This window comes from Stenotrophomonas bentonitica, from assembly GCF_013185915.1.
Classification (GTDB): domain Bacteria; phylum Pseudomonadota; class Gammaproteobacteria; order Xanthomonadales; family Xanthomonadaceae; genus Stenotrophomonas; species Stenotrophomonas bentonitica.
This window is the reverse complement of the sequence record NZ_JAAZUH010000004.1, coordinates 273,794-296,478: the sequence shown is the minus strand read 5'-3', so window position 1 is coordinate 296,478 and position 22,685 is coordinate 273,794. Positions and strand designations below refer to the sequence as shown.

Below are 22,685 nucleotides of genomic sequence, written 5' to 3'. Positions count from 1 at the left end.
CCTGTTGCGACGCGTACAACAGGTCATCACATGCGGCATTGCGATCTACCGGTGTCCTCACCCGACTCCCAGGCCTATCGCCTGCTCCAGGACAGCGACTGGGTCCATGCAGGCCTGGCCGAATCGGCACCGCCAGAGCTTCGCACCGTACTGACGATGATGCTCGACTGCCCCGAGCCGCTGTGGATCTCGTGGGGCCCGGACAACCTGTTCTACTTCAACGATGCCTTCGCGCCATGGATGGGCAACAAGCTTGCCGGCGCGATGGCCACCCCGGTCAGGGTCGTCTGGCACGACGTGTGGGAAGAACTGGGCGGCGCCATTGCCGATGCCATGGCCGGCACGCATAGAACCTTCCGCAACCTGCGCGTCTTCATGGACCGCGATGGCACGCGCCGGGAGACCTTCTGGACATTCTCGTACTCACCCATCCGCGTGGCCGATGGCAGCGTGGGCGGCATCCTGTGCGTGGTGAGCGACCAGACGGAGTTCGTCTCCGAGCGCAACGAGCATTCTCGACAGGTGGAGGCCATCAGCGAAGAGGCCCGCCAGGCGCATGCTGAGCTGGTCCGGGCGCGCGAGCAGCTGCGCCAGTCGCAGAAGCTGGAGGCGATAGGCCAATTGACGGGTGGCGTGGCACACGATTTCAACAACCTGCTGCAGGTCATAAGCGGCTCGGTGGACATGCTCCGCCACGGCATACCGCGCGATGAGCGGCAACGTCGGCATATCGAGGCCATCGGTGCGGCGGCAGACCGCGCGACCAGCCTTGTCTCACATCTGCTTTCCTTCTCGCGCAGGCAGACCCTGTCACCGCAGGTGTTTGAGCTTGGCAAGGGTGTGGAAGGCCTTGGTGATATTGTCCGCACCCTGCTCGGCGGCCGGGTCGGGTTGGAGCTGGACCTTCCGGACGAGCCGCTGCACGTGTTGCTGGACAAGACCCAGCTGGACACCGCGCTGATCAACCTGGCCGTCAACGCGCGCGATGCGATCCCGCAGCACGGCACGGTGCGCATCTGCCTGCGCAGGGTCGAGACGATGCCTTCGGTGCGGTTTGCACCGCCCTTGAAAGGTGCCTTCGCCGCCGTATCGGTCAGCGATGACGGCTGCGGCATCGAAGAATCGGTGATGAGCCAGGTCTTCGATCCATTCTTCACCACCAAGGGGGTTGGCGAAGGGACCGGGCTGGGCCTGAGCCAGGTGTTCGGCTTCGTCAAGCAGTCTGAGGGCGAGGTGGATGTAACCAGTACGGTGGGCGAAGGCAGCACGTTCGTGCTCTACCTGCCACTTACGAACCAGGCGGTCGCAGCTGATGCTGCTTCTGGCACGCGGTCGCTGCAGGATGCGCATGGGTTGAATGTGCTGGTGGTGGAAGACAACGTGGACGTTGCCGAGTTCGCGGTTTCGGCGTTGCGCGAGCTGGGATGTGGCGTTCACCTGGCCCGCAACGGCAGCGAGGCGTTGGCTGAGCTGGAGCAGAACCATGCGCGGTACCACGCGGTGTTCTCTGATGTGGTGATGCCGGGGATCAGCGGATTGGAGCTCGCCAAGACATTGCGGGCGGCCTACCCTGATCTGCATGTGGTGCTGACCAGTGGGTATAGCGAACTGCTGGCAAGGGAAACCGATCATGGCTTCGCGCTGCTGCGGAAGCCTTACACGCTGGGGGATCTTGCTGCGGCGATTCGGCCGCCGACGAGAGCAGCGCACCTGGCCTTGAATGGTGAGGCGACTGACGAGGTGTGGCGCACCTTGTCCTGACCGTGGATGACACGCAGCGCAGATGTCGGCAGTGGCGGGGATTACTTCCGGCAGTAGCTTCGGTCCTGCATTCCCCTCAGTGTTGGTACTCATTCAAGCCAGGGGAAGGCCGATGTATCGCAAGGTGCTGTGGACGTTGTTGCTTGCCGCCTCACCTTTGATCTCCCATGCGTCGGTACCGGAGGCACAAGCCTGCGACGGTGACGCAGCGCCTGCACTGCGTGGTTCAAAGTGCTTCACGGTGAGTGTTCCGCTGCGCCATGCAGATCCATCGGGTGAGAAGCTCTCACTGTTCCTGCGGCGCATACCGGCCACCTCCGGGCACGCCAGGCGCGGTGAAGTCTGGCTTCTTTCCGGCGGCCCGGGCGAGTCAGGGCCGTCGCTCTACCCGACGATCCAGGCCTACCAGCGTGCGTTTCCCGGATTCGATCTGGTCATCCCCGATCACCGGGGCACGGGCCGGTCATCGCGCATCTGCCCCGTCCAGGAATCGCCCGACAGTCCGGACGGTACCGGGCTGGCGGGAGCGGAATGGGGCCCTTGCATCGGTGAGATGTACGCCAATCTGCAGCGCACCTCGGCCTTTTCCATTACCGAAGCTGCGCAGGACCTTGGCGTGTTGATGTCAGGCGCGGATCGAGGCGGTGAGGTGCTGCTTTACGGGGTGTCGTACGGTACCCAGTTGGCGCTACGGGCGCTCCAGCTCAACACGTTGCAGGTGGATGGCCTGATCCTCGATGGGTTGGTGCCTCTTGAGACCACCGAGACATGGGACCTCAGCCGGCGCACGGCCCTGGTCGACCAGGTGGGTCGACAGAGCATGGATGAGCAAAGCCTAGAGCGTTATCGGAAGTTGTTGACTGTGAAGGATGCGGCTTGGCAGAAGGACGTGCCGGGCGGTGATCTGCGCCGCTACTTTGCCGCCCTGCTGAGCTTCCCGGCACTGCGTGATCGTATTCCACAGATCGTGCAGGACCTTTCGGACGGCGACGCTCGATCGCTGGGCGCCTCTACCGAAGACTGGAAACTTGCGTTGGGGAATCTCGGGCAGGGTGGCAACGATCAACCAGCGTTGCCGCTGGTGATGCTTATCGCCGCCTCTGAGAACAATGCGCGCCCGGAGCTCACGCTGTCCATGGTTGAAAAAGAGGCAAAGGACGCGTTGTTCGTCAGCCCCATTCCCGGCCTACTGGTGAGCGGCAGCGTCCCGCGCTATCCCCGCGATGCGTGGTTTGGCAAGAGCCCGGAAACCCTGCCGCGTACGCTGATTCTGCAAGGCACGCTTGATCCCAACACTTCGTATGACGGTGCGGTGGAACATGCGGCCACGCTCGGCAAGTCGGGGGCAGTCACCTTCCACACGGTGGAACGAGGCGCGCATCTGCTTCCTCTGGTAGCGCCGCACTGCTTCGTTGCGGCGGTCGGCGCGTTCGTGGATGGCGGTGTGGTGGCCGAGCGCTGTGCGGAGCCGCCGACGCTGTGATGCAGATTTACAGGTTCAAGCCAGCTTGCTCTGGTGAGGCGCTGTGCGCCTTCGTCGCCCGCATGCCTTCACTGCCGGCGTTTCGCAGAGTCCTCGCGCTTACGCTCGTGGCGTTGCCAGTCTGCGTGTTCTCCACTCTTTCAGCGGCAGCGCCTGCTTCTGAGACCAGCGCATTTATCCATCCCATCAACACTGCCAAGGATGCACCTTTGGTAGATCTGGGCAGCGATGGCATGTTGCGCTATGCCTTGTATTCGGAGCGGGGTAGCGATCACGCGCGCAACATCGTCCCGGACTTCTCCCGCGCTGGCTACCAGGGAGGCGGCGTCAGTCTGCCTACCCGCCCCAGCATTCCTGTCATCAAGGTCCTTGAGCCTGGCAACGGGAGTGACGACTACCGGCGCATCCAGGCCGCCATTGACGCGGTGGCCCTACGTGCCACGGACAGCCGGGGCTTGCGCGGTGCAGTGCTGCTGCAGCGCGGCCACTACAGGTTGAGCAGGACACTGACCATCCGGGCCAGCGGCGTGGTGCTGCGCGGCGAGGGTCGAGGCGCAGACGGCACGGTGATCCGCTCCGACGTCAGCGGGAAGCAGGGCAAGATTCTTGACGTGGGGACCAGCGAGTCTGCGGTGCCACGCGCAGCACTGGACGCACGCCGGACCGCGATCAACATGGAGTACGTGCCGGTGGGGGCGATGCGGATTACGTTGACCTCCGCTGCCGGCTATCGGGTGGGCGACACGGTGTCGATCGTGAGAGAGCCCGATGCCCGCTGGCTGGGCCCCGAGGGCATCGACACCGCGCGATACCGATGGACGCCCAGCGACTACGCCGTGTACAACGAACGCGTCGTCACGGCGGTGGACCATGACACGATCACCCTTGATGCCCCCATCATGGATGCCATCGAGGCGCGCTTCGGTGGAGGCAGCGTCTACCGCACGGATCCCGTGCGTATCTCCCAGGTCGGCATTGAGGACCTCCGCCTCGAAGGTGACCCCGAGACGGGCACGACCAATGGCACCGCCGACTCCGGCCCCTTTACCGCGCTCCGCTTGGGTGCAACTTACAATTCGTGGGTTCGCGATGTCACCGTGCGCTATGTGTCGCATGGATTCGTTACCCGTAACGGCGTGCGGTTCAATACCCTGCAGGACATCGCCTATCTGGACCCAAGGTATGGCGAAACCCAAGGCGCCCGCCGCTATGTGTTCCTGTACGAAGGCAACGCCGCCTTCAATCTGATCCAGCGCTGCTACAACCAGGGTGGCAGGCATACCTTCGTCATCGGCGCACGGGTGCCCGGCCCCAATGTGTTCCTGGACTGCCTTTCCGTGGGCGACAGCAATGACAGTGGTCCGCATCATCGCTGGTCTACCGGCACTCTTTACGACAACACCAAGGGATACATGCTGCGGGCACAGAACCGCCGGTACAGCGGAACCGGGCATGGGTGGGCGGGCGCGCAGCAGATGTTCTGGAACACCGAACACGATACCTACGTCGTCCAGGCGCCGCCCTTCGCGATGAACTGGAGCGTGGGGCAGGTTGGCACTATTGCTCTCGGGAAGTTCCCGCCTGAGGAGCCAGCAGGGATCGTGCAATCGATGGGCCAGGTGGTGACACCTCGCAGCCTCTATCTTCAGCAGCTGCGTGATCGGCTCGGCGAGCAGGCGGTAGTCAACGTCACCACTGGAGCGCAGCGTGAGGGACGCATTTGGGACAGTCTGTCAGCGCGGGCGGGGGAGTGACTTCGCTTGGCCAGCGACAAACAATATCCCACCACACCGAGAGGCGGCTGAACGTAACCAATTGAATTTGTGGAAAATGGTGTCGCCCAGGATCTGACTTGCCGCGAGTTTAACCGCACCGAGCTGATAGGCAAGGCGCAGGATGGAGAGACCGGCTGCGGCAGCACCTGGGCGTACTATCCAATGCGATCGCACACGATGCTTTCGTATAGTACGAACGTATTGCACTTTTCTGCATAGTGAGCCAGATTCAGCTATGCCTCTAAGTCGAACTGATCTTGCGGATTACAGCTACTTCGTCGCGATCGCGCGGCATCGGAGCTTCCGTCGTGCCGGCCTTGATGTAGGAATCAGTGCTTCGGCATTGAGTCACGCGTTGAAGGGTCTGGAAACGCGAGTCGGCGTGCGCCTCCTGAACCGAACCAACCGCAGCGTCACGTTGACGGCTGCCGGTGAAGAACTCTTGGAGGCGATAAGTGGCCCATTCAGCGAGATAGAACAGGCAGCGGATCGCCTCAACCGCTACCGTGACACGCCTGCCGGGCGAATCCGAATCAATGTTCCAGTGGAAGCCGCCAGCCTGGTGATCGGACCGGTGCTTGCTCCCTTCGTCGATCGCTACCCCGACGTGGAGCTCGACATCGCCGTCAGTAACCATCTGGTAGACGTTACCGAAGGCGGGTTCGACGCTGGGATCCGCTATGGGGGCACTGTGCCCATGGATATGGTCGCCCAGCGACTCTCTGCAGATATCACATGGGTTGTGGCCGGCTCGCCGGCCTATTTCGCTCGTTATGGCGAACCATCGCATCCTGACGATCTCGCCGAACATCGCTGCCTACGCTTCCGTATTGGCGATGACAGCATCTATGAGTGGGAGTTCGAGCGCGATGGCGAGGAGGTTTCTGTCCCAGTGCCAGGGTCGCTGCTCTTTGACGATAGTCGCGCAATCCTTGCCGCGCTCGTCGGGGGTGCGGGGTTGATGTATGCCCCCGCGCCATTAATCGCATCCCTGGTCGAGAACGGCGCTGTTCGTATAGTGATGGCCGACTGGGCGTCGCCAGGCCCGGGCTTCTACGTCTACTACTCAAGCAGACGACAAGTTCCTACCGGCCTCCGGCTGCTGATCGATCTTGTGCGCGAGTTGCGGCCGCTTGGCCTATAGCTTCGCCACTGTCTGACCAATGATGAGCCCACCTCATGCAGGCATGAACCTGTGAGGGGCTAATCCACTCGCTCTGTGCAGGCTACTGTTGTCTTCGGTAAAGCGCGCTCGCGCTTACGTTAACGAGGACAAAGCATGACCATCACAGCCTATGGGGCTGGCGCCGCAGACGAGCCCTTGGCGCCCATGCCGATCAAACGACGCGCGACCGGCCCGAAGGATGTCCGGATCGCCGTCGCCTACTGCGGCATATGCCATTCAGACCTGCACCAGGTGCGCGGCGAATGGCAGGGGACGATCTACCCTTGTGTACCCGGTCACGAGATCGTTGGCGAGATCATAGCAACCGGCAGCGAGGTCACCGGCTTTGCGGTCGGAGACGTGGTCGGCGTTGGCTGTATGGTGGACAGTTGCGGTCATTGCGGTAGCTGCTCCCAGGAACTTGAGCAGTACTGCGAGAACGGCACCACCTTTACCTACAACTCGCCCATCGCCGACGCCCCTGGCCACACGCTGGGCGGCTACTCGCAGGAGATCGTCGTCGCTGAGCACTTCGTGCTGAGAATTCGGCACGACAGGGATCAGTTGGCTGCGGTTGCGCCCCTTCTATGTGCCGGCATCACCACCTGGTCGCCGTTGCGGCGGGAGAAGGTTGGCCCTGGCAGGAAAGTCGGCATCGTAGGGATCGGTGGCCTTGGGCACATGGGCGTGAAGCTTGCCAATGCACTGGGCGCGCAGGTGGTGGCTTTCACCACCTCGCCGGGAAAGGTCGAAGCCGCCAGGATGCTCGGGGCCCACGAAGTCGTGGTCTCGCGCAACTCGAATGAGATGGCCGCCCATGCGAACAGCTTCGACTTCATCCTGGATACCGTCGCGGCCACCCACAGCCTTGATGACTACCTGGTTCTGCTGGCAAAGGGCGGCACGCTCACGCTCGTCGGCGCACCCGAGCACCCCAATCCCGAACCAGACCCCGCGAACCTGCTGGACGGTCGCACAACCAACTTCTCGATGATCGGTGGGATCGCCGAAACGCAGGAGATGCTCGACTTCTGTGCCGAGCACGGAATCGTCTCGGACATCGAGATGATCGCCGCCCAGGGTATCGAGAGCGCCTATGAGCGGATGCTGAAGGGTGATGTGAAGTACCGCTTCGTGATGGACGCCGCGACCCTCGCAAACTAACACTTTTTGGAAAGACCACCATGAATCCAATCTATGATTTCAAGGGCAAGGTTGCCCTCATCACTGGCGCCAAGGGCGGCATGGGCTTCGCTACTGCCGAAGCCTTTGCCAAGAGCGGCGCAGCCATTGTCCTCGGCGACGTCGACGAGGCCGAAGTGCGGGATGCAGCCGCAAAACTCGTTGCTGCGGGCTATAAGGCAATCGGCATGGCCTGCGACGTGAGCGACGAGGCGCAGGCTGCCGCACTGGTAAAACGCGCAGTGGACGAGTTCGGCCGGCTCGACTTTGCTTACAACAATGCAGGCATTCAGGCACCTCCGACCGACGCGGCAGACGAGAGCGCGGAGGACTATGACAAGGTGCAGGCCGTGAACCTCCGCGGCATCTGGGCGTGCATGAAGCACGAGCTGAAGCAGATGCGCGAGCAAGGCTCTGGCGCGATCGTCAACTGCTCGTCACTGGGGGGGCTTGTCGGCCTGCCGAAGCGTGCCGCCTACCACGCCTCCAAGCACGGCGTGATTGGCTTGACCAAGAGTGCAGCACTCGACTACGCGCCGCGCGGCATCCGCATCAATGCGATCTGCCCGGGCGTGATCGAGACGCCGATGGTCGCCGACATGCTGAAGACGCAGAAGGCGGCCATGGACGAGTTCTTGAAGCTGCAGCCAATTGGGCGGCTCGGCAGCGCCGAGGAGATGGCTCAGGCAGTGCTTTGGCTGTGCAGCCCGGGGGCGAGCTTCATTGTCGGCGTGGCGTTGCCGGTCGATGGCGGCTTCACCGCACACTGAACCACGCCTGCCACCCAGAGCCGCATTCAAGGCAAACCCGGATGCTGCCTCCCAACGACTGACAGAGGTAACTATGTGTGATGCTTGTGGCGACTTGGCGCACGTTCCTGCACTTGCCCATCTTAGCCGGCGTAGCTTTGTGCTCGGCAGCTCAACCCTGATTGCGGCCGGCCTGGTCGGTGGCGGGGCGGAGGCACAAGCGCAAGCCCGGATGGCACCGGAAGTAGACCGGGCATTTCCAGTCAGGGCCTACGGCAATGACGCAGCGAACGCACCGATAACGACGCGACAGATAATGAGACGGGCGTTGCGGCCAAATGACGTGTTTATCGACGTGCTGTACTGCGGAATCTGTCACTCCGACATTCACCAGAACCGGGATGACACGCCATCGCAACGCACGACGTTTCCAATAGTTACAGGCCATGAAATCATCGGGCGCGTGACGGCGGTCGGTAGCGCAGTCACCAAGTTCAGGGTCGGCGATATTGGCGGCGTCGGCGCAATGGTCGACTCCTGCGGAGCGTGCACCACGTGCCGGGCTGGCCGTGAGATGAACTGCCTCAACGGCGCCACCTTCACCTACAACTCGCCTGACAAGATCTCGGGGGGTATGACGTTTGGGGGCTATTCTGATGGCATCGTCGTTGCCGAAGCATTCGTAGTCCGGGTCTCGCCGGGCGTCAACCTTGCTGCGTCCGCGCCACTGCTGTGCGCCGGAATCACCACCTTCTCACCCATGCAGCACTGGAGGCTGGAGGCGGGACAACGTGTTGGCATCATCGGCCTCGGTGGGTTGGGCCACGTCGCTGTCAAGCTCGCGGCGGCGCGCAAGGCGGACGTGACCATATTCACCACAAGCCCCCGCAAGATCGCCGACGCGCGTCGCCTGGGCGCGCGGCAAGCGGTGCTCTGGAGCGACGAGGCTTCGATGAAACGTTTGGCTGGTCAGTTCGATCTTCTGGTCTCCACGGTGCCGCAGCCTTATGCATTCCAACCCTTCATCGATCTGCTCTCCCTCGACGGCACTCTGGTCAACGTGGGCGCGCTTGAGGGATTGCATAGCATCAACGGCCTGTCGCTCATCTTTGGACGTAAGAGCATCGCCGGCTCGGTCATCGGTGGCATTCCGGAAACCCAGGCGCTGATGGACTACTGCGCGACGCGACGAATCACCGCAGACATTGAGCTGATTCGTCCCAGCCAGATCAATGAAGCTTTTAGCCGTGTGGTGAACAAAGATGTGCGTTATCGCTTTGTCATCGACATGAAGGCGTAGTCCAGCACACCGCGTTGGGTTCCGAAACTTGTATCTGTGTCAGGTGGCCCCGGCCGAAGGCCACGCTTCCCCGCGCGTCTTTCGCCACTGGATCCACGCGATCGCGACGACGAAGAAGACGCTGCACAGGTAACTGCCTTCCGGCCCTTCCGCTCCACCGGTCAGGGCGTCGAGGCCTTGCGGGCGTAGCGCCACCAGCAGCGCCGGCAAGTGTGCATCGATGCCGGTAACGGGCAGTTGGAAGCCGGTCGCGAGCAACCAGTTCCACCCCGCGTGCCAGCCCATCACGCCCCAGATATTGCCGGTTCGCAGCGCCCAGGCGCAGGCGAACAGCGAGAACAGTAACGTGCCGAGCATGACCCGGGGCGGCTGGTGCGGACTGAAATGCAGGAAGCAGAAAACGAGCGACACCAGCAGCACTGCCACCGCGACATTGGTCTTGCGCGCCACCACCGACAGCATCCAGCCGCGGAAGATGACTTCCTCCACGCTGGCCTGGAACATGAAACTCAGTAGCAGCAGACCGATGTGCAGCAGACTGACGGGCGACCGCCAGGCCTGCCCCCAGCTCGCTGCCTGCATGCCGCCAGCCATCCAGATCGCGACTACGACCAGCGCGATCGTGCCGAGTCCAACGGCCAGTCCGCGCAGGAAGGTTTTCATCGGCGCCGGACCGGTCAGCCCGATACTCGCCAGCGAGCGCCTTTCGACGAAGCATACCCAGGCGAGCACGGCCGCCAGCGTCGGCGCGAAGCCGATCCACAGCAGCGCATGCAAGCCAGCGAGGCCGATCGGATCGCCGCGCGGCGTCGACCAATGCTGCGACTGCATCCACCCGTCCAGCGCGATCACCGGTACCGCGTTGAACAGGATCATCAGGATCGGCGTCAGCCAGGCCCAAGGCAGCCAGCCGCGGGCTGGATCGGGCGAATACAGGGCAACGGAGGTCATGCGGGGCTCTAGGTCGACGTGATCGCCGCTGCAAGTTGCCATCCGCGCGTGGGCGGGGCAACCCGTTTGCGACCAAGTCACATAAGCCGCCGATGAATCACCCGGATCGCCGACGAAATAGCGCTAGGCCGTCGTCCGTGGTGTCCGTCGTTGTATCTTGCTCACCTTTACCTTCCGAATGGACTCGCTGATGCTCTCACTCCGTCTCGTTCCTCACGGCCGACTGCCCTACCGCTTTGGCCTGCTCGTCGCCCTGCTGCCGGGCTTCGCTGCCCCGGCCATTGCCAACGGCCCGGTTGAAGGGCTGGAAATGCATCGCATGGGCGCCGGCACATTGGGGCCGGATGGTTGGACCACGGCGGCGTCCACGAACGGCGGCTACTCGGTTCGACTGCCGTGCCTGTTCAACGACTTCACCTTCCGATCCCGAACGGAGAGCGTGACGCAGGCCGACATGCTCGGCTGCGGGCACGACGGCATGAAGTTCATGGCCATGCGTGGGCAGGACCGCGACGCCGCGGCAGGACAAATGATTTTCGAGCGGCCCATCCCGGGTGCGACCTCTACCCGTTTCACTTATCGAGGGCTGCCCGGGATCGCCCACCACCTGCAGAACGCGACCTCCTGCGCAGCCAGCCAGAGCGTGCGCACGAAGGCGGGCACCATTCTGCTTTCCGTTGAGACCTCCGCGTCGAAATGCGAGGCAATGAAACAGGTGGCCGCCACCTTCTTCGCCTCGCTGGAGCCGGATGCACACCCAGTGGTCGCCGTGCCGCTCGCGGACTTGCCCGCCCTGCCGGAGTGCCCCTTGGCTGCGGCGCTCTCGAAAGACCAGCTGGTCGCGGCCTTCAATGCGCTGCCGCGTGACGCCGAGGAGCTGATGCCGGCGGACACATGCCTCCCCGCGACATCCACCCGCTCAATGTTCGCGCGCGTGGGTGTCTGCATGATCGGAACAACGCGCATGAACACCGCGAGCCTCTCGACGCTGGCCACGACGGGCGAACCCGTTGCCACATCGTTCATGGGCTTGTACGCCGAAGCCACGCATTCGGCGTTGAAGACGCTGCTCGAAGAGCGCTATCCGAGGCAGCCGCTTGCCGCTTACCGGCCGCACGCTTCTCTCACCTGGGACGTCACCACGGTGGTCGCCCAGCCAAGTGGCCCGCTGGTGATTCTCTCGAAGCCTTCGGAGGGCTCGAACGGGGTGGCGTTTTCCTTGGTCCGCCAGTATCGAGCTGAGCACACCAAACTGGTCAATCGTAATCTCAACGATTGCCGGTAACTTCCTGCTTTTGACCCGGTGAATGAAAAGGCCGCGCACCCCAATGGGGTGCGCGGCCTCGGTTGCATGCCGCAGCGGGAAGGCAGGGCCCTCCCGCTGCCTGGCATCACAGCGCGATGCGGATACCCGCGTTGACGCTGTTGTTCTCCACGCCCGATCCCTGCTCGGTGCTGACGCCACCGTACAGGTAGCTCGACGCACCCAGGCGCACGGTGCCCTGCAGCTGGGCCCGACCGAAGGTCTTGCCCGGGTCGGCGGAGGACAGGTCCACCCGCTGGCCGGCCAGTGCGGTTGTCACCATGGCCTGGCGCACCTGGCCGTGGTTGATGCCCGCCTGCAGACCGAACTGCCAGGTGGCACGCGCCGCCAGGGGATCGTTCACCAGCGAGCCGACCGACAGGCCGAGCGTGGCGCGGCTGCCTTCGGCGTTGAGGCGCGCAATGTCCAGCGCCGCCAGCGAGTCACCGCCTTCGCGGTAGGCATTGCGCTCAACCTTCTGCCAATTGCCGCGCAGCGAGGGCTGCCAGCTCAGGCCTGCCGCCGTGAAGGGCAGGCTGACGCCGGCACTGGCCAGCAGGGTGGTGCCCGAGGCCTTGCCGGACAGTGCTCCACCGGCACCCAGGGCGTCCGGACGCTGGCTCTCCCAGCGATCGGCCGAGTAGGACAGCATGCCGTCCAGCACGACCGCACCTGCCCTGGCGGCGCCATAGGCAAAGAACGCGTTGCTGTCGAGCGTGTTGTCCAGCGGGCTGCGCTCCAGTTCCGACGTCGTGCGACCCAGGCCCGCGCCCCACGCCACGTTGGAGGAGCGGTACACGTCGATACCGGCGGTGGCACGACGCTGGCGGGCATCGAAGCGGTCGGCGCTGGCATCGGCGTCAACCGACAGATCCCCGTAGCCGATGTTGGCCCACAGCAGCTGTTCGATACGCGTGCTGGATGCATCCACCAGCACACCCTGGCCCAGTCGACCGGTCACATCGTCGGCCAGTGCGGTCGCATTGGACTGCGCCAGCGCGGCCAGCTTGGCGTGGTTCTCGCCGGTCATGGCGGTCACAAGCACCGGCAGTGCCGCCGCATCCTGCTGCCACACCGCGCGCAGCAGATCGGTCTGCTCGGCGGTGGTGGTGCCGGCGTCGCTGGCTTCCACCAGGGCATCCAGTGCAGCGGCAGTGGCCAGGCCGTTGCCGTTGACCTTGCCCACCAAGTCAGCGCTGTAGGCCGTCGGTGTCACGTACAGGTCGATGTCGAAACCGGTGGTGTAGTACACCTGGAAGCGCGTGCTGGCGGCCAGGCCCTCGGTCGGCTGCAGGAGCCGGTCGAAGGTACCGGTCACGCCGCCTTCGCCGCTGACGATGCGGAACATGTCGCCCACCTTCGGGGTGAAGGTGTTGCTTGCATTGCCACTGATACCGCGCAGCAGGGGCTGCAGGGTGCCGTTGGCGACGAAGCGACCGGCCGCGCCGGACACCACCAGGCGCGAGTAGTTGCCGGCGCCGGCGCCGGTGCCGTACCCGTCGATGTCGATCTGCAGCGTGGCGTTGTCGGTCATGGTGACCGTACCCGTCACTGCCAGCGTGCCCGGCGAGTTACCCGGGGCCAGCGTGCCATCGACGCGCATGTTGCCGGCGATGGCGCCGGTGCCACGCACCGTGCCGGCACGTTCCACCTGCACATCGCTCAGCAGCACGCCATTGGCACTGAGGGTGCCTTCGTTGACGCAGGTGCCATTGGCCAGGATCGCGGTGCCTGCCATGTTGAGGCGACCCGCACCACTCTTGATGAAGCAGCCGGTGCTGCGCGAGCCGTCCAGCATGCCGGTCAGCTGCGTCGTGGTGCCCGAGGCCACATCCAGGGTGGCTTCACCCGTCACAAGCAGCGACTGCGAAAGCTGGGTGTCGACCGTCGTGCGCAGGGTGGCATCATCGATCGCCACGGCGCCGGAGCCCAGGCCGCCAGCATGCGCCAGCACGACAGTGCCGCCACTGATCAGCGTGCCGCCTGCGTGGGTGTTCGCCGCGCCAAGCACCAGGGTGCCTTGGCCGTCCGCCACCAGGGTGCCGGCGCCGCTGATCGGGCCGGTGACCGTCAGGGTGCTGCCCTCAGCGCTGCGCAGCCCGCCCACGCTGTCCAGCACCATCGAGCGGCCGGTGGTCATCGACGAGGATGCCTTCAGCGTGCCGCCATTGAAGGTCAGGCCGCCTGCGGCATCGCCGAGGTTGCCGTCGCTGCTGACGTTGAGCACGCCGCCATTGAGCGTGGTGCCGCCGGTGTAGGTGTTCTGGCCCGACAGGGTCAGCTCGCCTTCGTTGACGGTGGTGCCGCCGCTGTGGCTCACCGTGCCGGTCAGCTCCAGGCCGCCTTCGCCGTTCTTGATCAGGCCGCCGTTACCGGACACGTCGCCACTGTTGGTCAGCGTGGTGTTGGTGTCGGTGGTGAAGGTGCCATTGCCCACAAGAACCACGTCGCGATCGCTGTTGACGTCGCCGCTGGTGTGCAGGGTGCCGTCATCAAGCGTGAGCTTGCCTGCGGCGTCGCCCAGGTTCTCATCGCTGCTTACCTGCAGGACGGCGTTGTTGCTGACCGAGGTACCGCCAGCGTAGGTGTTCGTGCCCGAAAGCACCTGCGTGCCGCCGTTGATGGCCACGTCGCCCTGCCCGCCGATGGTGCCTTCGAACGCGTCGTTGGCATCGGTGATGGACAGCGTGTTGTTGCCCAGCGCCACATCGCCCTTGCCTTCCAGCGAGGTGATGTTGACGACCGGAGTGGCCTGGGTCACGTCCAGCGTACCGTCGATCACCAGCTTCTTCGACTTGTCGATGGAACCATTGCCGGCCAAGGCCAGCGTGGTGTTCTCGTCGACCTCGGTGGTACCGGTGTAGCCGTTGGTGTTGGTCAGCGTGACCGAGCCGCCGTTGCCGCTGTTCTTGACGATCAGCGAGCCCGGAATGCCGGCGGTGGAGTCCTCGATCTTGCCGGTGAAAGTCGAGTCGTGGCCGTTTTGATCGATGGTGCCGGGCTTGTCGTCGATCTTGAAGTCGACATCCACGTTGGTGTCCTTGTCGACCACCAGCGTACCGCCCTCGAACGACGCCTCGTCTTCGTTGCCCAGCTCATCGGTGCCCTTGGGGCCATCAATGATGATCGGGCCGGTCGGGGTCGTCGGCGTGGTCGGCGTGGTCGGCGTGGTCGGCGCGCCGCTGCCCGGGTTGGGCGCGACCGGACCGAAGGGCACGCCCTTGTCGAAGGTCAGGCCCGGCGCCTGATCCACGAACAGCACGGGGCTCAGCACCGTGTCCTCCAGGTTCAATGACATGAACCCCAGGCGGTACGTGCCGGCCGTGCTGACCTGATAGGTTGCGACCTGCCAGCCGGTCGCACCATAACTGCCGGTGGAGTAGCTGCCCGTGCCGATGTTGGTGGCCCCCAGCAGCGCGTACTGCGCGTTCTGGTTGTTCACCGTCGCGAACACCGAGGCGTCGCCGAGGTTGATCAGCGAGGTCAGCGAGGCATCGTTGAACGGCTGGTAGTCGGTCGAGACGTACTGCCACGCCATGCTGAAATAGTCACCCGCAGCGAGGGTCAGGTCCTGGTACAGCCACGAAGCATTCGTGGGCGACCCGGCCATCGTGCTTTCCACCAGCGAACGGCTTGCAGCATTCAGCCCAAGTGCGTCTGCAGCCGTGGCGAACGAGTCCGAACCGTTACCCGCCTGCAATGACGCCATGTTGTTGCCGAACGGCGTCACCGTCCAGCTGTGGGTGCCGTTGTTGGAAGTGAAATCGGTCATGCCGGTAACCACAGCGGCGCCGACACCGTTGCCGCTATAGCTCGTAGAGCCTTGGGTGCCGGTGTCGGAATACGTCCAGCCGCTCAACGTGCCGTCTTCAAACCCGATGTTGGTGATTTCCACCGCCGCCATCGCGGAGGGACCGTACAGCGCCAGCGCGGTCATCAGGCTCAGGGCCGCCAGAGGGCCGGTGGTCAGCCGGTTGGCCGTGCGACGGGTGCGGCCACCTGCGGCCATCCCGAATTCGGAGGTCACAACCCACTGACCCACGGCCTTGCTCCATACCACCTTGAATACTTTGTTCAACTTCAGATCCCCTGATGACGCGATTGTTTAAAAAACGTGAAAGTGTGCTGTGCATCACATGATCGGCACAGGGGGACCGATCTTTAGTTTTTTCTGCAGATGCGGGGCGCCGAGGGTGAATGGTTAAGAAAAACAGTAGGTTGTAAGCGTCGGCGCATGAAAAAGGGCCGCACAGAGCGGCCCTGCGAAAGGAATCCTTATCCGAGGGTCAGGCGGCCAGAGATCTGTAATCATCAGTCGTCCCACTCTTTGGTAGACGGGGCCCTGGGGCCATTTGGCTGCGCCTGCACCGAGCCCGGGCTGATGTCCGCTATGGGTCGATGGCCGACGGTCTCACCTGCCCGAGCGTGGCGAAACGGGACGATCCGATGTCAGGTCCGACGAAGGCTAAGGAGCCAACCGACGACGCTGGCCGCAACACCGCCCCAAACAAATCCTTTGGCCATCTGAAATCCGCCGAAGTACGCAAGTCCACCACCGATACCTGCACCGACCAACGCGAAGTCTGCATCTGCCAAGAAGCGGACACCCGGTGCTCGCCGTGCAGGCGGAGGCTCACCCAGATGGTCAATGCGTTGCAACGACCACCGCTGCCCTACTCTTCATCGAAATCATAGATTTCCAGGCCGAGGGAAATACCACGCAGCCCCATGGCGAGCAGGGCTTCTGCTGAAAGCGATGTACCGTCGTTGCCGCTGCCCATGAAAAGGCCGCAGTAAAGGTCGGGCCGATACCGCGCCAGTGAGTCCCAGACGGTGAGATCCTGCGTTAGTTGCTCCAGGACCTCGAAGATCTGCGCATCCAGGTCCTCAGGCTTGCGATCGACCGCACTGAGCCGCCAGCTGCCGGTTTTGGCAACGAGGACGGTGCCGGTATGGCTGCCTACGCGCTCCTGACCCTTTAGGTACGACACGGTGGGGCGCGCACCTAGCAGGGCGCTGACCTGTTCGGGCACAAGATCGTCCCCGAAGAATCGGAGAGTGACGAGAGAACTATTGAATGCGCCCATTGGATCCTACATAGCTGGTAAGGGGAATGCCCTGGGTCCACCGCGATTTCCTGGCTTCAGCTCGTCCTGCTCCTTCACCTGAGTGACCAGTAACGAAAGTTTCCGAGGACCTCTTGATAAAACGCATGAAGCGCCGGCTCGTTGCTGTCCTCCAACTCGCCAGTGATGTTTGTGACGTGCGTTTCGGTTACGAACCCAGCGAAGAAGAAGTAGCGGCCGAAACTATCCCGGCCCATGTAGTTGACCTGAAGCACGCCAGCTTCCAGCTTTGTACCCCACGGCTCGCTGTAAAATTCCTCACGATCACTGGTCGCCGCTCTCTCTCTGCTGCAAATCGGAGCTCAAGCAGCTTGTCAGCAATCGTCTCCAAGTCCCGACCTTTGGTGTTCATCGGTACATAGGAAATCGTGATGTGTGCTCTACGGATAGGGGAGCTGACTACGAACTGCTCCGGGTCTGCGCTCTCCTGCTGTTCCCAGTCGCCGGGAAGAACGAGATGAAAGTACGGATTTGAAATTTCCACAGCGGCCGCAGCTCCGGATAGCAACAATAGAATGATGACGGTGACTATGTTGAGCATCGTCCTTGCGCGATTGGCTCTGGCAAGCTTCTTGAGCATGTGTCAGATCCGACGAGCACCAAGTAGCCAACCGACGACGCTGGCCGCAACACCGCCCCAAACAAATCCCTGGGCCACTTGATAGCCGCCGAAGTGCGCGAGTCCACCACCGATACCTGCACCGACCAACGCGAACTGTGCATACCGGCGCTTCCGCGCTTGAAGCGCTTCACTCGCGGCCAGCTTGGCACGGAGTTTTTCACTCCTTGCCTGTTGGCTATGGAGATGCGGCTCCAGGATGGCGTCAGCCACTGCGTCGACTTGGGACTTCTTCACTTGGGAGCACTCCTTGTGCGACCTGATGAACGGACTGCTGGATCGGTAAATGCCGCTGCACTACGTTTTTGAATCTTAGCCGGTTTCGGGCGGTGGCTTCCTCCCCGAGACGCAGGGCTCGAACCTGTATTGACCAGCGGCAGGGGCAGGCCGCACGCTAGGCACCTCCGCCGGGGGGCGGGTACCAAGGGCAGCGGGCATGGAAGTGAAGCGCAGTTTCTCGGTGGGCAACGTGCTGGTCTCGCGCCGTGAGGATAGCGACTGGAGGGTGGTGAAAGTTCTGGCCGTGGACTCCTGGCCGGACGAGAGCGACACCCTGCAGTGTCTTGTTTTCCGGCCCATTTCCTACACCCCCACAGTGGAGTCATTCTGCTCGCCGGACGACCCGGGCTACCTTACGCGTACAAGGGGACCGACTCTCGATGATTGACGTCAATCAGAGCGAGGTTGCCGACGCCCAGCGCGAAGTGCAGCGACTTCTTGGCCGATGCCTTCTGCGGGTGCAGCAGTACGAGAAATTACTCAAACACCTGATCGCCGAGCAAGCAATTTCGGGCACGCCGGAAACGATTCATCGCAACATGGACGCCCGCAGAGCCGAAGCGGCTGGGTTGACCCTCGGGGTTCTCGTCGGTCGCCTGTTGGGAGATTACATTCAGAAGGAAGGCAGCGATGCGCCTGAGGAGGCTCTGGATCAGAACCAAGGGTCTCACTTCAGTTTCCGATTGCAGGTCCATCTACCAGACGAAAGCTACGAAGCCCTGAAGGCTGATCTGCGCGCATTAGTGACGCTGCGCAACTCGCTTGTGCACCACTTCATTGAGCAGCATGACATTCAGACGCTGGACGGATGCCTGCTCGCCCAAGCCGAACTTCATCGCTCCTATGCGGAGATCGACAGACGGGTCGAGCAACTGCGCACCTTCGCCGACGAGCTGAACCACGCAAGGAAAGAGGCTGCAAGACTGATGGCGTCGCCCGAGTACATCGAAGCAGCAGTCAATGGAATCATGCCGGATGGGAAGATCCACTGGCCTGGAGCGGGAATTGTTTATGTGCTCAGGCGGGCATTCCGGGAGCTGTCCGTCGATGGCTGGGCGAACCTGGAGGTCGCCGCACGCTGGGTGGCCGAGCAGGAGCCGGAACAGACCCCGAACAAGTACGGGTGCTCCAGCTGGCAGCAGGCCGTGAACGAATCCGATCAGTTCGAGCTACGTAACTTCACCCACAACGGACAGCCGGGCAGGTGGTATCGGGTGAGGCCAGGCACGCGATAGAGCATGTCGTCTCTGCGAACGCATCCGCAAAATTACGTCGCGATTCCTGGCGCTATAATCCGGGATCATCGCAATGGGAGCAGTACGTGCGTAATGGATTACTTCGATGTGCTGCTTCTGCGATCCTTTGCATCGCGGGACTGGCCCAGGCGGCCGAGCCAGACCGTCGCATCGCTTTCACCATCGATGATCTCCCGTGGCAGCGGCTGGGTGAGCGCGCCGAACCGGAGCTTGATGCCCAGCACGCTCGATTGATCGCTGCCCTCAAGCAGACCGGCGTGCCCGTCGTGGGCTTCGTCAATGAAGGCAAACTGGAGGTCAACGGGCAGCTGCAGCCTGCGCGGGTGCAGATGCTTCGCGACTGGCTCGGCGCTGGCTTCGAGCTGGGCAACCACACCTACAGCCACGTCTCCATGCATGCGGTGCCGCTGAAGGAGTACGAGCGGGACATCCTGCGCGGGGAAGTCATCCTGCGACCGCTGCTCGCCGAGAATGGCCAGACCCTACGCTGGTTCCGACACCCTTACCTGCAGGCGGGACGATCACCGGAGGCGCGCGCCGAGCTGGCCGCGTTCCTGCGGCAGCACGACTATCGCATCGCCCCGGTGACCGTCGACAACGCGGAGTGGATCTGGGCGTTCGCCTATGACCAGGTGCGCGATACCGAGACGGACCCCGCAGCGCGTGAAGCGCGACTGCGCCAACTGCGCCGTGGCTATGTCCCCTACATGCTCAACAAGCTGGACTATTACGAGCAGCGCTCCCAGCAGCTGTTGGGCAGGTTGCCGGCGCAGGTATGGCTGATGCATGCCAACGCGCTCAATGCGGATATCGTTGAAGAGCTGGTTGCCGCTACGCGCCGACGGGGGTACCGGTTCATCACTCTTGAAGCTGCGTTGGAGGATCCGGCTTACCTGCGCTCCGAGGGTTACAACGGCGGCGCGGGGATCAGTTGGGTCCAGCGATGGGCGATGGCTGAGAAGATGCCCAAGACGTTCTACCAGGGCGAGCCTGTGGTACCTGGCTGGGTGATGAAGCTTGCTGGGCAGGAGTCGGAGTGAGGCTCTTCCGCAAGGAGCTCCTAGCCCTCCGGATAGATCGCGTTGTAGCTCGGGTCCGCGTGCTCCCATTGCACATCGTGGCGGATGAGGTACGCGCACACAGCCTGCAGGTCCACCGTAGCGGGAATGTTCACGGACAGATAGCAGGCGTTGGCGCCCTCATAGCTGCAACCCAGTAGTACGAGGCCTTGGACGACGGCGTCGGACGCGTTACCCGAGGCTACGGGCGGGTCAAATATGATGCGAACGGTGCGGTTGCCGGACTTCACAGCCACGGATTCAAAGGTCGGCATCCCCTCTGTATCGCTGAAGGGCGCGAGCACGATGTCTTCCCAGGAAACGTCGTAAGCGTAGAAGGGAGAATTGGCCAGTTGATAGCGGTCTTCGCCAAGCGGAACAGCCCACAGCGTTTCGACGTCGGCGCCGCCTTCGCCGTCGGGCACGCGGAAGAGGACCTTGGCTGTAGGGCTGCCATTCAAGTGCGCGTTCTCCACATGATGTGCCGTGTGGCATCGGCCAGGCATGAGCTAGATGAGGCGGGAGTGTAGACCTGCAAAGTGTATCTGACGCCAACGTGAGACCCGCGAGGTCGAACCGGTGATCTGCCTTCCACGGAATACCAGAGTACGCCTGCAGAGTTATTCTCTCGAAATGGCGCTAGAGCTTCTTGATGGATTCCACGTAGATCACATCCTCCGAGCAGCCAAACCCTTCGATCTTTCGATCCTTGATGTCGAACCACATCATTTCGTCTATTCGGGGCCGGAACTGAAGTGAGCCTGTGATCACTACGCGCTTCAGGTCCCAGCGCCGGCTGTTCTTCAGTACGTTCGCAGGAAGTGCCAGGTCATAGCACTTGCCGTCATCCAGTGTGACGTAGCCCAGGCCATGGCCACCGGAGAAGATCTCTACCACGCCCTCGACTTCCATATGCGTTTCCCCCGCATCGCCGGCGGGCTCTGCAGCGGCGCTCTGGCATCCTGCGGCTGCACCGGCGAGTACTGCTGAAATCAGCAACTTCTGCACGAACATGTAGTCCCCTTCGCGGCCTGACCGCCGCCGTTGCGATTTCAGGTGCCGCGGCCAGTCCAGTCTGGCGAGCCGGAGCACGGTGGGAACGGGTTGCGAGATTCAGGCGCAATCAGCGTCGCTTTGTTGAAGCCCGGGATGATGCCGTACTGACAAGCAGTACATAAGCGATCAACATTCCGAGAGCCATACCCATCACTTCCACCCCCCAGCTCGGACGGTACGAAGTGGGTCCAGCTATGGCCCATGCCACCAAGAGGACTCCCGTGACCAAGGCATTCCTGTTGGCCGCCGAGATGAGCTCTTCCTCTGTTTCAAAACCAAGATTCGGATCCCAGCGGCCGAACAGCCATCCGAGGCTCTTCCAATAGCGGTATGCGACGAGCATCAGGTAGAAGATCGCACCTACGCCCGCGCTCGAAAGAAACTGGAATAGTGGGTCCAAGGCAGCCTCATGTGCGGATCGAGTTCCTTCCAGGCGGGATCTTACACTGGGAATGCCGCTTCTCACGACGCCGTACCAGGACGAGCTCGCAGTTCCTGCCTTGGTAATCAAGCGTGTGATCAGGAGTCTGATTGGAGCCGTGTCGTAAGGCAGGCGTCGCGCGGGTCCTGAAGCAATTTCAGCACGCCCTTGGTTATGATGCCATCGCCAAACAAAATGGATGCGCCAGCCGGGAAGATATGCTGTGCGTCCTCGTGATTCAGGAAGGACACCGTGCACTGCACGGTTTGACCGGGCGATATCGACTCGACCGAGCTGTCATTGATGACGAAGCCGAACCACAGCTCACTGCCACGGCGGGACAGCGCCATTGGCCGCCAGTACTTCTGCAGCATCACTGGTACTGGCTCGCCCGAGGAGTCCGTTACATGGCGGGGTAGATGATTGCCATTTCTGTAACTCCATGGTGGGATGAGGTTGGAAGTTGCTTGGACCTTGTGGACCCGCAAGTCTGAAGCAGTACGTATCTCGACGTAGCTTAGCGCCGAAGGTCGATAGGGGAACACCGTCGATCTTTGGACTGAAAGCTGCCGACAACCGCCACGCGAGGGACGCCATGGACATATTGACCGTCGAAGGTGCCTTCGATCAGTTTCGAAGGCTTGTCGAAGCGCAGGGATTTGATGTGCGCCACGAGAAATCACCGACAAGCTCAACTACCTCCCTGGTGGTGGGGAGCGCGCAACTACGCCTTGTGTGGGCTGGCAAGGAGGAACTCCTGTTCCTCCAGATAAGTCAGGGTCCTCCTGATCGGCCGCAGCTTGCCTGGCTTGAGTTGTTCCGTTCAAAGCTTGCTGGCGATTCGTTTCGAGAGGCTGATTTGCCCGAAATCAATTTTGTGTCCTCGGTCGAGTATGGACTGGAGCTTATGACTCCAAGGAAGTCCAGTTAGAGCCTCTGACTGCTCCCGTGCGTATCTGGCTCTACAGCCTGGGGGGTACGGGTGCCTATCTTGATATACCCGTACCATTCTGTCTGTTGCTTGATTGCTTCGCTCAACATGGGCAGCGGGATCAAGGTGCCTGCCTTGAGCGCTTCGGATGGGTAATAAGCAGGTGGATGCGTAGCGTGGGCATGGTCGGTTGTTGTGGTTGCCGCCGGAGCGTTTGATATCCGGTTTCGTTGGGCGCGGCTTCGGCCCGGATCACGCGTTTGCCGCGAT

20 protein-coding genes are annotated in these 22,685 nt (G+C 62.6%); 11 read left to right on the top strand and 9 right to left on the bottom strand.

Annotated features, from left to right (window positions below; genetic code table 11):
* Window positions 1-51 precede the first annotated feature (51 nt).
* From HGB51_RS19110 to HGB51_RS19080, 7 genes are all read left to right on the top strand, one after another.
* Window positions 52-1,761, top strand: coding sequence for a PAS domain-containing hybrid sensor histidine kinase/response regulator (locus HGB51_RS19110; RefSeq protein ID WP_256123633.1), 1,710 nt, complete (start codon window positions 52-54; stop codon window positions 1,759-1,761).
* A gap of 112 nt (window positions 1,762-1,873) precedes the next feature.
* Window positions 1,874-3,244 carry an alpha/beta fold hydrolase gene (locus HGB51_RS19105; protein ID WP_246233701.1) on the top strand — a complete coding sequence of 457 codons (1,371 nt, stop codon included), beginning with the start codon at window positions 1,874-1,876 and terminating at the stop codon, window positions 3,242-3,244.
* Window positions 3,241-4,998: a pectinesterase gene (locus HGB51_RS19100; RefSeq protein WP_141739201.1), complete on the top strand. Its 1,758-nt coding sequence runs from the start codon at window positions 3,241-3,243 to the stop codon at window positions 4,996-4,998. The genes HGB51_RS19105 and HGB51_RS19100 overlap by 4 nt, the downstream gene beginning before the upstream one ends.
* A gap of 256 nt (window positions 4,999-5,254) precedes the next feature.
* Entirely contained in the window at window positions 5,255-6,163 is a 909-nt protein-coding gene (locus HGB51_RS19095; protein ID WP_070208821.1) for a LysR family transcriptional regulator, read from the top strand.
* Between the two features lie 135 nt (window positions 6,164-6,298).
* A complete protein-coding gene (locus HGB51_RS19090) occupies window positions 6,299-7,348 on the top strand; it encodes an NAD(P)-dependent alcohol dehydrogenase (RefSeq protein WP_070208820.1) in 1,050 nt (349 codons plus the stop codon).
* Between the two features lie 20 nt (window positions 7,349-7,368).
* Window positions 7,369-8,136, top strand: coding sequence for an SDR family NAD(P)-dependent oxidoreductase (locus HGB51_RS19085; protein ID WP_070208819.1), 768 nt, complete (start codon window positions 7,369-7,371; stop codon window positions 8,134-8,136).
* Window positions 8,137-8,347: 211 nt separating this feature from the next.
* The gene (locus tag HGB51_RS19080; RefSeq protein WP_070208825.1) at window positions 8,348-9,415 is read left to right on the top strand and encodes an NAD(P)-dependent alcohol dehydrogenase; all 1,068 of its coding nucleotides are present in this window, start codon (window positions 8,348-8,350) and stop codon (window positions 9,413-9,415) included.
* A 39-nt stretch (window positions 9,416-9,454) separates the two neighbouring features.
* Here the strand turns inward: HGB51_RS19080 and HGB51_RS19075 are convergent, their stop codons facing one another.
* Entirely contained in the window at window positions 9,455-10,366 is a 912-nt protein-coding gene (locus HGB51_RS19075) for a CPBP family intramembrane glutamic endopeptidase (RefSeq protein WP_070208818.1), read from the bottom strand.
* A gap of 190 nt (window positions 10,367-10,556) precedes the next feature.
* Here HGB51_RS19075 and HGB51_RS19070 point away from each other — a divergent pair, with 190 nt between their 5' ends.
* A complete protein-coding gene (locus tag HGB51_RS19070) occupies window positions 10,557-11,651 on the top strand; it encodes a hypothetical protein (RefSeq protein WP_141739200.1) in 1,095 nt (364 codons plus the stop codon).
* Between the two features lie 106 nt (window positions 11,652-11,757).
* Here the strand turns inward: HGB51_RS19070 and HGB51_RS19065 are convergent, their stop codons facing one another.
* The 4 genes from HGB51_RS19065 to HGB51_RS19050 all read right to left on the bottom strand — a co-directional run bounded on the left by HGB51_RS19065 (window position 11,758) and on the right by HGB51_RS19050 (window position 17,651).
* Window positions 11,758-15,747 carry an autotransporter domain-containing protein gene (locus HGB51_RS19065; RefSeq protein WP_070208816.1) on the bottom strand — a complete coding sequence of 1,330 codons (3,990 nt, stop codon included), beginning with the start codon at window positions 15,745-15,747 and terminating at the stop codon, window positions 11,758-11,760.
* A 595-nt stretch (window positions 15,748-16,342) separates the two neighbouring features.
* The gene (locus HGB51_RS19060; protein WP_070208815.1) at window positions 16,343-16,756 is read right to left on the bottom strand and encodes a DUF4279 domain-containing protein; all 414 of its coding nucleotides are present in this window, start codon (window positions 16,754-16,756) and stop codon (window positions 16,343-16,345) included.
* A gap of 187 nt (window positions 16,757-16,943) precedes the next feature.
* Window positions 16,944-17,375, bottom strand: a complete 432-nt coding sequence (locus HGB51_RS19055) for a hypothetical protein (protein ID WP_141739199.1) — start codon at window positions 17,373-17,375, stop codon at window positions 16,944-16,946.
* A gap of 3 nt (window positions 17,376-17,378) precedes the next feature.
* Complete coding sequence (locus HGB51_RS19050) at window positions 17,379-17,651, bottom strand: hypothetical protein (RefSeq protein WP_141739198.1); 273 nt, start codon at window positions 17,649-17,651, stop codon at window positions 17,379-17,381.
* 422 nt (window positions 17,652-18,073) lie between these two features.
* Between HGB51_RS19050 and HGB51_RS19045 the strand changes: the two genes are divergently transcribed.
* Together HGB51_RS19045 and HGB51_RS19040 are read left to right on the top strand one after the other, a co-directional pair.
* Window positions 18,074-18,928, top strand: a complete 855-nt coding sequence (locus HGB51_RS19045; RefSeq protein ID WP_070208814.1) for an OST-HTH/LOTUS domain-containing protein — start codon at window positions 18,074-18,076, stop codon at window positions 18,926-18,928.
* Window positions 18,929-19,014: 86 nt separating this feature from the next.
* Window positions 19,015-19,989, top strand: a complete 975-nt coding sequence (locus HGB51_RS19040) for a polysaccharide deacetylase family protein (RefSeq protein ID WP_070208813.1) — start codon at window positions 19,015-19,017, stop codon at window positions 19,987-19,989.
* A gap of 20 nt (window positions 19,990-20,009) precedes the next feature.
* Here HGB51_RS19040 and HGB51_RS19035 read toward each other — a convergent pair whose 3' ends face one another.
* From HGB51_RS19035 to HGB51_RS19020, 4 genes are all read right to left on the bottom strand, one after another.
* Window positions 20,010-20,468, bottom strand: coding sequence for a DUF4265 domain-containing protein (locus HGB51_RS19035; protein WP_070208824.1), 459 nt, complete (start codon window positions 20,466-20,468; stop codon window positions 20,010-20,012).
* Between the two features lie 178 nt (window positions 20,469-20,646).
* A complete protein-coding gene (locus tag HGB51_RS19030) occupies window positions 20,647-21,021 on the bottom strand; it encodes a hypothetical protein (RefSeq protein ID WP_141739197.1) in 375 nt (124 codons plus the stop codon).
* 109 nt (window positions 21,022-21,130) lie between these two features.
* The gene (locus HGB51_RS19025) at window positions 21,131-21,463 is read right to left on the bottom strand and encodes a hypothetical protein (RefSeq protein ID WP_070208811.1); all 333 of its coding nucleotides are present in this window, start codon (window positions 21,461-21,463) and stop codon (window positions 21,131-21,133) included.
* A 119-nt stretch (window positions 21,464-21,582) separates the two neighbouring features.
* Window positions 21,583-21,858: a hypothetical protein gene (locus tag HGB51_RS19020; protein ID WP_084739069.1), complete on the bottom strand. Its 276-nt coding sequence runs from the start codon at window positions 21,856-21,858 to the stop codon at window positions 21,583-21,585.
* Window positions 21,859-22,079: 221 nt separating this feature from the next.
* Here HGB51_RS19020 and HGB51_RS19015 point away from each other — a divergent pair, with 221 nt between their 5' ends.
* The gene (locus tag HGB51_RS19015; RefSeq protein ID WP_070208810.1) at window positions 22,080-22,415 is read left to right on the top strand and encodes a hypothetical protein; all 336 of its coding nucleotides are present in this window, start codon (window positions 22,080-22,082) and stop codon (window positions 22,413-22,415) included.
* Window positions 22,416-22,685 lie beyond the last annotated feature (270 nt).

Excerpts from the sequence above, each read along its gene's own strand:
- HGB51_RS19055 (WP_141739199.1), bottom strand. The coding sequence starts at position 17,375 with ATGCTCAAGAAGCTTGCCAGAGCCAATCGCGCAAGGACGATGCTCAAC.
- HGB51_RS19045 (WP_070208814.1), top strand. The coding sequence starts at position 18,074 with ATGATTGACGTCAATCAGAGCGAGGTTGCCGACGCCCAGCGCGAAGTG.
- HGB51_RS19085 (WP_070208819.1), top strand. The coding sequence starts at position 7,369 with ATGAATCCAATCTATGATTTCAAGGGCAAGGTTGCCCTCATCACTGGC.
- HGB51_RS19090 (WP_070208820.1), top strand. The coding sequence starts at position 6,299 with ATGACCATCACAGCCTATGGGGCTGGCGCCGCAGACGAGCCCTTGGCG.
- HGB51_RS19105 (WP_246233701.1), top strand. The coding sequence starts at position 1,874 with ATGTATCGCAAGGTGCTGTGGACGTTGTTGCTTGCCGCCTCACCTTTG.
- HGB51_RS19020 (WP_084739069.1), bottom strand. The coding sequence starts at position 21,858 with ATGCTGCAGAAGTACTGGCGGCCAATGGCGCTGTCCCGCCGTGGCAGT.
- HGB51_RS19030 (WP_141739197.1), bottom strand. The coding sequence starts at position 21,021 with ATGTTCGTGCAGAAGTTGCTGATTTCAGCAGTACTCGCCGGTGCAGCC.
- HGB51_RS19095 (WP_070208821.1), top strand. The coding sequence starts at position 5,255 with ATGCCTCTAAGTCGAACTGATCTTGCGGATTACAGCTACTTCGTCGCG.
- HGB51_RS19070 (WP_141739200.1), top strand. The coding sequence starts at position 10,557 with ATGCTCTCACTCCGTCTCGTTCCTCACGGCCGACTGCCCTACCGCTTT.
- HGB51_RS19075 (WP_070208818.1), bottom strand. The coding sequence starts at position 10,366 with ATGACCTCCGTTGCCCTGTATTCGCCCGATCCAGCCCGCGGCTGGCTG.
- HGB51_RS19080 (WP_070208825.1), top strand. The coding sequence starts at position 8,348 with ATGGCACCGGAAGTAGACCGGGCATTTCCAGTCAGGGCCTACGGCAAT.
- HGB51_RS19015 (WP_070208810.1), top strand. The coding sequence starts at position 22,080 with ATGGACATATTGACCGTCGAAGGTGCCTTCGATCAGTTTCGAAGGCTT.
- HGB51_RS19060 (WP_070208815.1), bottom strand. The coding sequence starts at position 16,756 with ATGGGCGCATTCAATAGTTCTCTCGTCACTCTCCGATTCTTCGGGGAC.